Annotated in this window: 11 protein-coding genes and 1 pseudogene; 4 read left to right on the forward strand and 8 right to left on the reverse strand. The window is 67.1% G+C overall.

Going from position 1 to position 13,442, the window contains the following annotated elements:
* Nucleotides 1–206 (forward strand): transposase (locus B0I32_RS55415; RefSeq protein ID WP_146178757.1); only part of this gene is annotated, 206 nt, incomplete at its 5' end.
* A gap of 295 nt (nt 207–501) precedes the next feature.
* Here the strand turns inward: B0I32_RS55415 and B0I32_RS58650 are convergent.
* The 3 genes from B0I32_RS58650 to B0I32_RS59440 all read right to left on the reverse strand — a co-directional run bounded on the left by B0I32_RS58650 (nt 502) and on the right by B0I32_RS59440 (nt 2,266).
* Entirely contained in the window at nt 502–738 is a 237-nt protein-coding gene (locus tag B0I32_RS58650) for a hypothetical protein (RefSeq protein ID WP_181308932.1), read from the reverse strand.
* 661 nt (nt 739–1,399) lie between these two features.
* The gene (locus B0I32_RS59435) at nt 1,400–1,804 is read right to left on the reverse strand and encodes an AAA family ATPase (RefSeq protein ID WP_219912547.1); all 405 of its coding nucleotides are present in this window, start codon (nt 1,802–1,804) and stop codon (nt 1,400–1,402) included.
* Nucleotides 1,805–1,807: 3 nt separating this feature from the next.
* On the reverse strand, nt 1,808–2,266 hold the full coding sequence (locus B0I32_RS59440) for a Mu transposase C-terminal domain-containing protein (protein ID WP_219912548.1): 459 nt from the start codon (nt 2,264–2,266) through the stop codon (nt 1,808–1,810).
* A gap of 433 nt (nt 2,267–2,699) precedes the next feature.
* Between B0I32_RS59440 and B0I32_RS57315 the strand changes: the two genes are divergently transcribed.
* The 3 genes from B0I32_RS57315 (at nt 2,700) to B0I32_RS55430 (ending at nt 5,742) form a co-directional block, all read left to right on the forward strand.
* The gene (locus B0I32_RS57315; protein ID WP_181308927.1) at nt 2,700–2,924 is read left to right on the forward strand and encodes a hypothetical protein; all 225 of its coding nucleotides are present in this window, start codon (nt 2,700–2,702) and stop codon (nt 2,922–2,924) included.
* An 896-nt stretch (nt 2,925–3,820) separates the two neighbouring features.
* Nucleotides 3,821–5,341, forward strand: coding sequence for a DNA primase family protein (locus B0I32_RS55425; protein WP_106253501.1), 1,521 nt, complete (start codon nt 3,821–3,823; stop codon nt 5,339–5,341).
* Nucleotides 5,338–5,742: a DUF6009 family protein gene (locus tag B0I32_RS55430; RefSeq protein ID WP_106253502.1), complete on the forward strand. Its 405-nt coding sequence runs from the start codon at nt 5,338–5,340 to the stop codon at nt 5,740–5,742. The genes B0I32_RS55425 and B0I32_RS55430 overlap by 4 nt, the downstream gene beginning before the upstream one ends.
* Before the next feature lie 49 nt (nt 5,743–5,791).
* Here B0I32_RS55430 and B0I32_RS55435 read toward each other — a convergent pair whose 3' ends face one another.
* The 5 genes and pseudogenes from B0I32_RS55435 to B0I32_RS55455 all read right to left on the reverse strand — a co-directional run.
* Nucleotides 5,792–6,775, reverse strand: coding sequence for an NADPH:quinone oxidoreductase family protein (locus B0I32_RS55435; protein WP_106253504.1), 984 nt, complete (start codon nt 6,773–6,775; stop codon nt 5,792–5,794).
* A 475-nt stretch (nt 6,776–7,250) separates the two neighbouring features.
* Nucleotides 7,251–9,626: an ATP-binding protein gene (locus B0I32_RS55440; RefSeq protein WP_146178759.1), complete on the reverse strand. Its 2,376-nt coding sequence runs from the start codon at nt 9,624–9,626 to the stop codon at nt 7,251–7,253.
* Nucleotides 9,627–9,754: 128 nt separating this feature from the next.
* A complete protein-coding gene (locus B0I32_RS55445) occupies nt 9,755–12,130 on the reverse strand; it encodes an ATP-binding protein (RefSeq protein ID WP_146178760.1) in 2,376 nt (791 codons plus the stop codon).
* A gap of 128 nt (nt 12,131–12,258) precedes the next feature.
* Nucleotides 12,259–12,804 carry an ATP-binding protein gene (locus B0I32_RS55450; RefSeq protein ID WP_181308930.1) on the reverse strand — a complete coding sequence of 182 codons (546 nt, stop codon included), beginning with the start codon at nt 12,802–12,804 and terminating at the stop codon, nt 12,259–12,261.
* A gap of 283 nt (nt 12,805–13,087) precedes the next feature.
* A pseudogene (locus tag B0I32_RS55455) lies at nt 13,088–13,442 on the reverse strand (ISAzo13-like element transposase-related protein); the annotation flags it as partial.

Genomic DNA, 13,442 nt, shown 5'->3' on the forward strand with positions numbered 1-13,442 from the left:
AACAAGCACGTCAGGCCGACCTGCCCCACCTGCACGCCTTCACCCGCGGGCTGGACGACGACCGGGCCGCCGTCCACGCCGCCCTCACCCTCCCGTTCCACAACGGCGGCACCGAAGGCGTCAACACCAAAACGACAATGATCAAGAGGCAGATGTACGGGCGAACCGGCTCCGCACTCCTCCGTCATCACATCCTGCTCGGCTAACCACTTTCCCGTCACCACCGAAAGTGGGCCAGAGCCGATGAAGAGCTATCACCCCTCACGAGGGTTGTCGCGCACCAGTCCCGGCTCATGGACCACTCGCGTGGAGACCGGATTCCGCCCAAGCGGCCAGATTGCCGATGCCAGCGATCAAAGCGACGCGACCCGCCAAGGAGCGGTACCGTCTCTCCTCTTCTTCGACACTCGTTCGTTTGACTAATTCTAAAACTGAGTCGCTTCGGTCGCTGGGTCCGTCCAGTGGTGTAGATCGGGCTACGCACAGCGTTGATGGCCCGGGTCAGCGCGGCGAAGTGGGTGCCAGCGTGGTTGAGGTGCAGGGCCAGCGCGGGCGCCGCGCGGCGGCGTCGGCGCGGCAGGTGGCATGCAGGCGGGCACTGATACGGCCGGTGAGGTCGCCGGGCAGCCGCTGGGCCGGGGCGCAGCCGAGCGCGTCGGTGCTGTAGGACAGGTAGATGCCGGACAGGACCAGCGCGCGGCCGGGACAGAGTGTCTTGCGGGCCGACGGAGCAGCCACGGCGTGGCCTGCAGGTGCACGGCTGTGCGGGCTGGCGCCGTAGCTGGTGGCCGGTGTGCGCAGTCGACGATGAAGTCGGTGACGGCCTGGCCGGCCAGTCAGGAGGCGGCGATCGGCCAGGTATGTATGACCACGCGTTCGCGGCGGGCGGGTGCCTACCAACGGCCACCAGCAGGTCCAGCCCCAGGGGGTCCAGGTCGTCGGCGCCGGGCGTGGGGCGCCCGACGGCGCGGCTGCCGCCGGGCCGGTCGAGAGCGTTGATGTGGCGGCTGGCGGCCGGGTCGTCGTCGGTGTTGTCGACCAACATGACACGACACCCGGACGGCACCGGGTCGATGGCGGGGGTTGGCCGTCGAATCCACGGCACGTCTCCGCTGAGCAGGGTGTAGGCGTTGGCGGCGATGGTGGCGTCGATACCCACGCGGCCGGATTCGCGGCACAGGTCGGCGCCAGTATAGGTGAGGGCGGCCCAGTCGCGCAGGGTGCCGTGCGCGTAGGCGCAGGGTGCCGTGCGCGTAGGCGCAAGGTGCCGTGCGCGTAGGCGCAAGGTGCCGTGCGCGTAGGCGCAAGGTGCCGTGCGCGTAGGTGTCGTCGACGTCGAGCAGCAGCGCGTCGGCGACGTCGTGGTAGATGGGGTGGTAGATGGGGTGGTAGCGGCGCATCAGCGCGGGGACGTCGTCGCGGTCGAGGGCCTGAACGGCAGCCGGCGAAAGACCCGCGAGCGCAGCATCGGCTCGCGCGAGAGCACCTCCCAGCAGCCGTCCCCGCCGACGTACAGCAGCGCGAAGCGGGTGTCGGGGTGGTCGTGCAGGTGGCGTAGTTGTTCCAGGCAGTCGCTGTTCATCCGCTGAGCCTCGTCGATGACCAGCAGCCGGGGCGGCCCGGTCAGCAGGTCTATCAGAGCGGCGATCAGGTAGAAGCGGCTGCGGTCGCGCGGCGCGCTGCCGGTCAGCGCCTTGAGGAGTTCCTGGGCCACCAGGCGCATGGTGGGCTTGCTGGTGAAGGTCAGCGTCAGCGCGCCGGGTCCGGCCTCACGGTCCGGTCCGGCGCGCAGAACCTCCAGCACCGCCTACACCGCGAACGTCTTGCCGGTGCCGGCGCAGCCGTGCACGACGCCGGTGGCCAGGTGGTCGATCAGATCGCCGATGATCCGGCGGGCCCGGCACCGGTGAGCGGGGCCAGCTCGCCGATGGCCCACCCTGTAGGCCGGCGCCGCTCGCGGCCAGAGCCTTGGCCTCGGCACGAGTGTGCCCGCGAAAGACGTCCTGCTGGGCGGGGTGAGCCGGTTGCCCGGGAGGGCGGTGCACAGGTCCGCCCCATCCAGGTACACCTCGATCGAGCGGTCGTCGTACGGCATGTACCGCACCACCGCCCTCTGCCCGCCGTGACCTTGCAGCTCCGGCGCGATGGAGGCGAACGTACGGAAATGGATGCCGTCCTCGCCGATGGTGCGCTCGCCGGAGGCCAGCAGTAGGTGTGGCAGGGCGGCGGCGTCGCTGCGGTGCGCACGCTGTGGTCGTCCTGCCACGGCTGGAGAGGCGTACGGCCGTCCAGCATCTGGTGCGGCCGCTCGGTGTTGTACCAGGCCGCCCAGCCGGAGAAGCGGGCGATCCGCGTCGGCCGGCCCAGGGGTTAGCGGCCCGTACAGCCTCCCGCAGCGTCGCGCGCACCTTCGGTGAGAGCCCGGCAGGTGCACAGCAGCGTCTGGTCGATCGTGCGGTGCAGTCGCTCGATCTTGCCCTTGCGGTGCGGCTGGTAGCCGGGCAGGCGATGGCGCCGAAACGCCCGCTGCAGCGTACGCAGTGATACCGGTACGCCCTGCGGCCACCCGGACGCCAGGAAGTCCGGCACCGCAGCGCCCGTGGAATCCTGCTTGCTCAACGCCGCGGCGCGGGCGCGGTGGACGGCTGCGATGTCGCCGCGGTTGTAGGCGGCACCCTCCCGATCTCGCTGAGACGGTGGTGTCGGCCGAGATGGCCGCCGCCGACATCCTCGCCTTCACCGCGTTCGCGCTTGTGTGCCGCAAGAAGATCTGGTCGGCGCCGTCTTGGTCGCAGCGCACAAAAAATGGCAGGTCGCCGACGCCGCTACTTGTCCGAAGCCCCGTGACCCTGCTCACCATATCGAGCGCCGACGGGCAGGAGGTGGCGCGCACCGAACTGATGACGGCATGGTCAAAACCGTAGAGCCTCACGCCAGAGCCGAACTACACCGCTCCAAGGGACATCGCCCGGTCGATGAAGATGACCTATTGCCGACCAGTCGGCAATAGGTCATCTTCTGCACATGTGCGACGGAATCCTGCCATTCGGGATGGGATAACCAGAGGCTGGGGAACCTCGCTCGGTTCAGTCGCTGTCCGTTGAGTCGCTGAGCAAAATACCAGGTCAGCGTCATGATCTTGAGGCGGGAGCGACCCAAGCGACGCTGGGTGGGGGTATATATCGCCTCTACTGCTTCTTGCAGATGGCGTCATAAGTAGGGACTGTCGGTAGCTTCAGTCGCTGACCTTCCACGCACAACAGCTTCGACCAGGGATTCCTTCAGTTTCGATGCCAGCGATCCAAGCACCACCGCCACAGGCGGCTCAAAGTTCGGTCGCTGTCGTGTCCCAGCGGAGCAATACCATGCTCCGCGCAGGGTGTCGGCTAGTCTGTACTACCGTCTTCGAGTCCCGGTCGCTTCAGTCGCTTCAGTCGCCCAGCTCCACCAACATTCGACATGAGTCCGCAGGCTGCGGCCCCAGCCAAGCCGCAGCCGAGCACACTACGGGAAGGGATCATGTGAGGCAGCGACTTCGCCACGACGGTCACCATCCCCGACTCGCCTTCCGTCAGTCGCTGGCCGATGTCTGGGATTGTCCCCCCCGAGCGTGGCCGAACGCCCCGATAACACTCAACCGCAGAGTCCCTGCTGCCCGATGGTTGCGGATGGCCGTACATGTCGGCGGTGTTCCTGGAGCTTGTACGAGAGTGGTCATTCCCGAGCACACCAGGTTCGCACGCCCTTCTAGGAGCCGTTTCCACCCCGAGCTCATCGCAAGCGGCACGACCGCCGGCCCGTACCACCCTCAAGGACGACCATGACCCCCTCAACCAGCCCGGGGGGCTTCGACCCGGTGGCCGCAGCACAGCAGATCCTTGATCTGTCCGCCGCTTCGGAGGAGAAGCCCGTCTCGCGGGCGCGAGTGACGGAGGAGCTTTTCGCCACGGGCAACGGACTGTTCCCCGACTCGCTGACCGACCGCGGCAACGCCAAGCTCTTCGTGGGGTTGTACGGCAGGGACTTCAGGCATGTGCCTGGCATGGGCTGGTTCCGATGGGCGGGGCACCGCTGGGTGCTGGACGAGAGCGACGCCATCTTGTGGGCAGCGGGGGAGATGGCGGAGCAGTTGGCGGTGTTCGACGCGCGCGGGCGCTACTCCTCGGCCGAGCTTCGCCGCCATCGCCGCAGGGCACTGTCGACGACTGGGATGAACGCCCTGCTGGCTCAGGCCAAGTCCGCGCCCGGCATGGTGCTGCCGCCCGCCATGCTCGACGCCGACCCGTACGCCCTGTGCACGCCGGCAGGCGTGGTGGACCTCCGTACTGGTCGCATGACACCCCCCGACCCGGCCACACATCTGCATTCGCGCTCTACCACGCTCTCACCCGAGCCCGCACCGACGCCAAGATGGCATCGCTTCCTTAAGGACACCTTCGGCGACGACAGCGATGGCCTGCAGACGATCGACTTCCTCCATCTCCTGCTGGGGTACTCGATCACCGGAGACGTCGGCGCCCAGGTGATGCCTTTCCTCTATGGGCAGGGCAAGAATGGCAAGTCGGTCCTGGTCGAGGTGATGCTGCAGCTCATGGGGGACTACGCGGACGCGGCTCCGCCCGGATTTCTCATGGCTAAAGCCTTCGATGGGCATCCGACCGACCTGGCCGAACTGCACGGTCGCCGCATCGTCGTCTGCTCCGAGCTCAAGCCGGGCGACCGCTTCGACGAGGCACGCGTCAAACTGCTGACCGGTGGTGACAAGATCAAGGCGCGTCGCATGCGCCAGGACTTCTTCAGCTTTGACCCCACGCATCACCTGTGGTTGCTCGGTAACCATCGTCCCGAGGTCGCCACGGGCGGTTTTGCATTCTGGCGGAGGCTGCGACTCATCCCGTTCGAGCGGGTGGTGGCGGAAGAGAACAAGATCGACAATCTGGCGCGCATCCTCGTCCAGGAGGAGGGCGCAGGGATCCTCGCCTGGCTAGTCGACGGAGCCCGCCGCTATCTCAGCGGTCAAAGAGATTTGTCCGGTCCACAGCGGGTACGACTTGCCACCGACGCATATGAGGCGACGGAGGACGTGGTTGGACGGTTCATTACGGAGGCATGCAAGCTCGGCCCCACGCTGCGCGCGGAACAGGCACACCTGTACACTGCATACACTCATTGGTGCGGAAGCGAAGGAGCCACCCCAGTGTCGGCTCGAGCATTCGCCTCACGGGTACGAGACACACTCGGGATGGCCTCACCAAAGGAAATGCTCCTGTCCAACTCTCGCAAGTTCTATCCAGGGCTCGGCTTGATCTCCGATCTCGATAGTGAAGGGCTGCCGCGATGAGTGCTTCGATCGAACCCGACGACCTCATGCACGAGACCGAGCTGGTGTGGCTGGAGAGCATCGAGGCACTCGACTATGTACGGCAGAGCCTCGATCGCCTGCCGAGCCGCCGTCGCAAACCCGCCTACCATCGGGACGGCCGCATGGTCGGCTACGCGGTGCTCGGTCCGGAAGCGAAAGGATCGCCAGCCTCCGGAACGTTCCGCCGTCGCGTCTTCTGGCTGGCTCCTCACGACCGTGACCAGCAGCCCACAGGGTTCTACTCCACAGGAGCACCCGTGGAGGCCATCGACCCACGGACGCTGGCACCTCGATGCCCGGGCCGCAAGACGGAACGCTCGGAAGGCGGCCCCCCTTCGCCCGCCATGGTCGAGCTCGGCATCACCCTCGACAAGGCCTGACTGCGATCTGAGCGCTGTGGCCGTAGAAGGCGGAACCACCCCCCCCATATCACCGGAGATCGCTTGACCAGGGGACGGTCAGGTCGAGGGCGAGTTTGCCAGATGCGGTGCCTTCGGCGATGAGAGCGAGTGCCTTGGGCGCTTCGGGGAAGGCGAAGGCTGCGGGCACGCGCGGCGTGAGGCGGCCCTCGGCGTGCCAGGCCAGGCACTGGCTCAACGCCCGCATGGCGACGGTGACATCGCAGCTGGCATAGCTGGCGATGTCACTGCCGATGATGGCGATATTGCCCACCAGTACGTCCAGCAGGCTGACGGTGGGAATGGTGCCGCTGGCGAAACCGGCAGTGACGAGCCGTCCCTCCCAGGCCAGTGCGGCGATCAGCTCACGGGTGAGATCACCGCCCACCAGGTCCAGGACGAGATCGGCGCCGTGTTGCCTGGTCAGCGACCGTACGGCATCGGCCAGCCCCTCGGGCGGGAGGACGTGATCAGCGACGGTCGGCGTCAATGCACCCGAGCGGTCGACGGCGATAACCCGGGCGCCTGCGGCCCGCGCAACCTGCAGTGCCGCCTCACCGACGTTGCCCGTCGCGCCAGTGATCACTACCGTCTCGCCGGGCTTGAGTCCGCCCCGGTGCAGGAGCGAGACGTGCGCGGTGGCGTAGGAGACGGGAAAGCCCGCGGCTGTCAGGTCGTCCATGTCGTCGGGGATCGGCAGCACGTGGGTGGCATCCACAGTGAGCTGGTCCGTATAGGCGCCCCAGCTCACCAGGGCGATCACTCTCCGTCCTGGGGCGATCGTGGTCACGTCGGGCGCGGTCTCGGTGACGACGCCGACCAGCTCGAAGCCGGGTACGAGCAGGTCAGGAGCGGGGATCTGAAAGCTGCCGGACAGTTGGACGAGTTCCGCGAAGTTGAGGCCGATCGTCGTGACGCTCACGCGGACCTGCCCCGGGCTCAGCGCGGGGTCCGGGAGCTGGCGTAGCCGCAGTTGCTCGGGCCCACCGGTCTCGTCGGCGGCAAGGACATACATAGCTGGGTACTCCTCGATCCTGTTGGCAGGAATGTGCCGAAGTCACGATGACCTGTGCGGCCAGGGGCACGGCCTCCATATTAGAGAGCTCAGAGGTACTGGAAGGTGCCTTAGTTACCGTACGTTCCCGGTCTTGACCAGCGAGTCCGTGGGGTGATCCACAGGGACGGCGTGCCCCCGTGGACGTCACCGCGCGCTGCTGCCGCGATGGCCAGACAGTCCTATCCCGGCACAGAACGCGACGAGGGCGGAGCTTGGCGCGGGCAGTCGCCAGTCGAGGCTGAGCAGTCCACGATCATGATCGTGGACTGCTCCCCAGCGCCTGATCATGGGTTGTGCAGCCAGAGGGCCAGGCCCCACAGACAGTCGGTAGACGAAGCTCCTGACGAGGCAATCCTGATGCCAGTGGTCGTGCACGTCGGAGTCGGCCGCTGGCAGGGGATCGCCCTATCGTGCGAGCGGTGGATGCGATGGCCTACAAGAGTTCAGGTGTTCCCTGGACCTCCTTCTGGTACCAGGCGGAGATCTGCGTACGAGAGTTGAAGCCGAGCTTGCCGAGGATGTGATCCACGTGCGCCTCCGCGGTCCGCTGGGCCACCGTCAGCCTGGAGGCGATCTCCTTGTTGCTGCACCCTTCGGTGATGAGCCCGGCGACCTGCAACTCCCGGCGAGTCAGAACCGAGGCTGCGGCCGAGGGCCTGGCCGGCGAAGCGCCTATGTCCTTATGGCCGAGTACATAGGCGAGTCCCTCGTCGACGTCGAGTTCGGCGTACCTGTCATAGGTGTTCTGGTAGGCCTGTTCGCCCAGTTTGCCGCGCAGGTGGGTCTCCCAGGTGTCGTGAGCATGAGAAAGGGGGATGAAAGCAGACATTGTCACGCCCATGGTGCGGCGGAAGGCAGCGGCAATGCCCATCAGAGCGGCGGCCCTCGGCAGGTTGCGCTCCTCGGCGGCGGACGCCCACGCAAGGCCCTCGATGACCCAGGCCGGGAGCCAGCGGTCCTCCGTCCCCGGCTGCAGGCGCAGGCTGTCCAGGAAGAGCGTGCCGGCAGCTCTGGCGTCTCCTGCCGCCAGAAGCTTGTCCAGGCCCGATGCGTACAAACCCCACGCCAGGAGAGTTCTGGCGCTCTTGGCCTCGGCCATTTCCCGGCACGAGCGGGCGAGATTCGCTGAGTCCGGCTCTTGGTGGAAGGCCGCCGCCATCGACAGCCACAGAGAGGTCAGAAAGATGTTGTTGTGTTCGAGAGGATCGATCTGGTCCAGGGACGCCTTGGCGTACCAGTCGAGGGTCCCGCGGAGCCGGGCGACCGCAGAGCGCAGGTCCCCTCGCAAGAAGGCGGATAGCCCCGCGAGGCTCTCCACGAAGCCGCGCAGCCGTTCATCGCCACTGGCCCGCGCCCGTTTCATGCACGCGTCCATCAGGCGGCGTGCGCCTGCTTCGTCACCCTGGAGCAGCGCCGCCTTGGCGTTCACCGCCAGGGCGAAAGAGCTCTCGCTGTCCGACATCTCACCTTGCAGGGCGCGGTCGAGCCAGCGCCGCAACTCGGAGTGGGCGCCGTAGGAAATCCAGTATTCGAAGAGCTCTGAAGCCATGGACAGGCCCCGCTCCACCTCACTCTCGTGGGTGAGGCAGAACTCCAGCGCCGCTCGGATATGGGGCCATTCCTGCCCGACTCTTCGGATCCACGTGTCCTGCTCGGCGGTGAACCAGCCCGCAGCGGCGGCATCGCTGATCTGCCGATAATGGTCCCTGTGCAGGCGGCGGACGTGCTCTTCCTCTCCGCTGGCCGCGAGCTTGGCCGCCCCGTACTCCCGGATGGTCTCCAGCATGGAGTACCGGGATGGTCCATCACAGGCATCGCTTATCAGGATGGATTTGTCGGTCAGGCCGGCCAGGGCGTCTACGACCTTGGTATCCGTTAGCTGCCCGCCGGTGGCGACGGCCACGGCGGCCTCCGCGTCGAAGGGGGCGGGGAACACCGACAAGCGCGCCCACAGGAGCTGCTCAGGAGGGTCGCACAGGCCGAAGCTCCAATCCATGGCCGTCAGCAGGGTCCGGTGCGCCGGTTCCGTGGCGCGAACGCTCCGCGTCAGGAAACGGTAGCGATCGCTGAGGTGTTCGTAGATCTCCTGCGGACCCAGAACGCGTACCCAGGCCGCAGCGAGCTCGAGAGCCAGCGGGATTCCTTCCAGACGACGGCACAGCCGCGCAACGGCGTCCTGATTGTGCTCGTCAATCGTGAACGCCGAGTTGGACATGCGCGCCTGTTCGGTGAAGAGTCTGACCGCATCGTGACACCGCACGTCGCCACCATCAGCGCTCTCGGCCTCCGCTGGTACGTCGAGGGGTGGCACCACCAGGATCGACTCGGTTTTGAGACCCAGGCTCTGCCGACTCGTCGCCAGAATCCGCAGACCAGGCGCCCGGTCGAGAAGCGTCGCCGTCAACGTCGCGCACGCCCGTACTAGATGCTCGCAGTTGTCGAGGATGAGCAGGGCTTGCTTGTCGCGAAGCGATTCCGCCAGTGTCTCCGCAGATCGCCGCGCGGCACGATCCCGCAAGCCCAATGCGTCAGCCACGACGCACGCCAGCAGATCGCCGTCACTCAACGAGCTCAAGTCGGACCACCACACCCCATCGGGAAAGGAACGCGCCACCTCGCGGCCGATCTGCACCGCCAGGCGCGTCTTGCCGACCCCGGCCACACCGGTGAGCGTCAACAGCCTTGTACTGCCGGCCAGCAGCCGCTTGACCTCCGCCACCTCGCGAGCGCGGCCGATCATCCCCGTCACATCGGCCGGAAGATTCCCCTTCTCCCGCGGCCATGCCGTGTGTGTCATGGTGAGATTCACCGCCTGCGTTTCGAGGTCGAACCCTGCACGTCTCGGGCTTAGCCGCGCTCGGTCCCGCCCGCCGCGAACGTCCCGCCCGGGTCCCGGCCGGTCGTCGCGGGGAGGATTCCGCCCGGTGCTCGCCGGAGTCACTCGTTCTGTGGCGGTGTGGTGTTGTTGACGTACCAGGCGGCTATCTGTGCGCGTGAGGTGAAGCCGAGTTTTTCCAGGATGTGCTCGACGTGGCCTTCGGCTGTGCGCTGGGAGATGACCAGCCGGGCGGCGATGTCCTTGTTGCGCACGCCTTCGGCGATGAGCCCGGCCACCTCCAGCTCCCGTGGGGTCAGCACGGACTGCGACGGTGCGAGCCCCGGGGCGGACGTGTGCGTGGGATCGGGCATGCTTGATGGCTCGGCCGGCTCCTGCAAGGCGAAGGCGATGGCCTCGTCGATGTCGAACGCCGCGCCGGTGCGGACGGCCTTGTCGTAGTCCTCCTCACCGAGGCGCTCGCGTACCGAGGTTTCGCAGGCTCGGTGGGCGTCGTTGTAGGCGTGGAAGCCCGCCAGGGACACCTCGAGCAGGTTCCGCATCGTGCCCGCGGCACCGATCAGGTGTGCGGCGTGCATGTCGTGGCCCTGGGCGGCGGCGATCCACGCGAGGGACTCCACCGTCCACGCCGGGCCGTAGATGTAGCCGGTCGACCGCTCCAGGCGCAGGCTGGAGCGCAAAAGTGAGGCGGCCTCCTCCAGATCGCCGGCGTGCCAGCGCCCGACGCCAGCGGCCCACCTCGCCATCGAGATCTCACCGCGTGCACCCCCCGCCTCGGCGATGTCCCGGCAGCGGGTGATCCAGCGGTCGGCGCGCGGATCTGCCGCGAAGATCGCGGCCAGCGCAAGGTCGAGCGCGGGCATGAACGCGTCATTCAAGACCCTCGTGATGGGAATCTTTTCCAGGTTGTGGTCGTACCACTCCTGGGACGGTTTGAGCAGCTCGACCGCGCCCAGGTAATCGCCCTTCATCAGAGTCAGCCGTCCCGACAGGAACCCTCCCATCGCCGATGCTTCTTCGCAGCCGCTATGCCCGGCAATGTACAGGCACTCCTCGATCAGAGGTTCTGCGGTAGCCTGCCTGCCTTGCATGAGAGCGAAAAGCACGCCCGCGGCCATCACGTCGAAGCGTTCCCGCCGGGATGCCTGCTCACATGTGAGCAGGCGGTCGAACCAGTGGCGGGCTTCGGCCGGGCCACCGAAGAAGAGCCAGTACCCATACAACGACGTGAACATCCGGATCGCTTCCTCGATACGGAGATCCTCACTCAGGCAATGGTCCAACGCCGTACGTAGATTCGGCAGCTCGGGGGCGATCGTGGTGAGGCATTCGACCTGGTCCGGGCCGAACCAGCGGGTCTTGTTGCGTCCGGTCAGGCGCTGGTAGTAGTCGGCGTGACGGCGGTGGAGCGCCGAGATCGCCTCGCTCTTGGCCAGCCGCTCGTGGCCGTATTGCCGCAGGGTTTCCAGGATTCGGTATCGGGAGCGGGAACCGCAGGTCTCGCTGGTCACGATGGACTTCTCTGTCAGATCCGCCAGGAGCGGCAGGATGTCCTCACGGCCGAGCGGCTCCGCCGAGCAGATCTCCTCCGCCGCGGCCAGATCGAAGCCACCGGAGAAGACCGACAGGCGTTCCCATAGGATCTGCTCCTGGGCCGAGCACAGGTCGAAGCTCCATTCGACCGCCGCGCGCAGCGTCTGATGCCGGGGCAGGGCGGTCCGGTAGCCCTGAGACAGGAAGTCCAGCCGGCCGTCGAGCCGGTCGATGATCTGATCCAGCGACAGCACCCGCAGCCACACCACCGCCAGCTCGATCGCGAGCGGGATGCCGTCGAGGAGACGGCACAGTTGCGCTGCGGCGGCATGCTGGGAGGAGAGGTCGGTCTGTGGTGCGACCTTCTTCGCGCGCTCGACCAGCAGGGCTAGGGCGTCGTAACGGCCGACGTCATTCTCGTTGACTTTGTCGTCGGGGCCGGGGATGGACATCGGCGGGACGATGAACAACGTCTCACCCGGGACGCCCAGCGATTCGCGGCTGGTGGCCAGCACCTTCATCCTGGGCGCCACGCTGAGCAGGGTGTCGGCCAGCCGGGCACAGGCCTCCACCAGATGCTCGCAGTTGTCCAGGATCAGCAGCATCTGCTTGGTCCGAAGACAGTCGATCATGCTCTCCGTCGACGGCTGGGGTAGCTCTTCCTCCGTCTCCAGAGCCTCTGTGATGGCGACGGGCAGCAGCCGCTCGTCCTGGACAGAAGCCAGCTCGACGAGCCACACCCCGTCCGGGAAGGCGCGTTGCACGTGCGAGCCCACATGAGTCGCCAAGCGCGTCTTGCCCACCCCGCCCGGGCCCGTCAGCGTCAGCAACCCGGTATCGGACAGAAGCTGCCTCACTGCGGCGATCTCGTGCTTGCGACCGACGATCTCGCCAACGCCGGCTGGGAGGTTGGAGTGCGGACTTTTGGTTGCCAGTCGGACCATAATGCCGAGTATGTGCCCCTGACCTGGCCGGACGTAACGGGCATTCGGTCGAGGTCTGGCATGTGGATGCCAATGAAATGGTCGCGAGTCCGCTTGCGTGGGCGTGTTCTGCCGTCGGGCTGGCCCGGTCAGGTGGTATCCGACCGCTGGGAAGGGCGGCAAGGCAGCTCGAACCAGACGATCTTGCCCGTGGCGGTGTACTCGACCCCCCAGCAGCAGGCGAGCGCGTCCAGCAGGAACAGTCCCCGGCCGCTCTCTTCAGTCGGATCGGGCAGGTGCGGCTGCTCGGGAAGCGCCCGCTGCGTGGCGTGGTCTTCGACCGCGCCACGCAGGAGGCCGTCGGCCAGGGTCAGGGTGAGGTTTATCGGCTCTGGGCTCTGCTCGAGCGCGTTGGTGACCGCCTCGGTGACCAGAAGTTCCGTCGTGGCGGTCTCGTTCGGGAGCCCCCACCGCCGCACGGTAGTCCCGGCCTGGTGTCGGGCCTTGGGAACCGATGAGAGGGCCGGGGCGAAGGTCCATGATGACCTTCGGCTGCCGTCCCCCCTGCGGGGCAGATTGCCCGCCAGGGCGGTAAGGCGCCGCCACCAGGACTGGCCATTGCCGTGGCGAGTCGACAGGGGCGGGACGGCGGGAAGCGGTCTCGTCTCAATGCTCAGGCACGTGTCTGCGGGCATGGTTCTCACCTCGGGCATTCGGGTTCATCTAAAGTGCCTTCGCTCTCCACGATGCGCGGATGGAGCGTGGTGGGATATCCGGGGACATACCTGTCTACAGATGCCGGACGTAGGTAGCGGCCGCCGCGGGGCGGCCCAGAGTGACGTCAGTGGCCTGTGGTGTCCCTGGCAATGGCGCGTAGCGGGGTCTAGGGCGACGCCCTGCTGATTTGGCCGTACAGGTGCGCTTGCCGCCATCGGCGCTGACGGAACACCGGTGGAATGGTCACGCCGCGGTTGCGAGGTGGCAGACGGTGATGGTCAGCCCGGTCTCGGCGGCCAGCGCGGGCAGTTCGCTCTTCCAGGCGCGGGTGCGGCAGCCGTTGGCGCCGTCGGCATCGGCGGTGATCAGCAACCGGGGTGGCGTGCGGGTAGGAGGGTGCGCCCTGGGCGTGCCACCAGCGGCGGATCGAGGCGACCGCGAACGCGGCGGTGTCGTGGTCGGTGCCGACGTTCACCCGGCCGGTGCTGGCCGCGATGTCGTCGATGCCGTACGGGATCACCTTCCCGGTCGCGGGCTCGGCGAAGTCGTAGACGTTGACCGGCACCGGCTCCCCGGCCGGCCGCCATTCCCGTCCGGCATTCTTGAACGGCCCGAG

It is taken from the genome of Nonomuraea fuscirosea (genome assembly GCF_003001935.1).
Lineage (GTDB): Bacteria > Actinomycetota > Actinomycetes > Streptosporangiales > Streptosporangiaceae > Nonomuraea > Nonomuraea fuscirosea.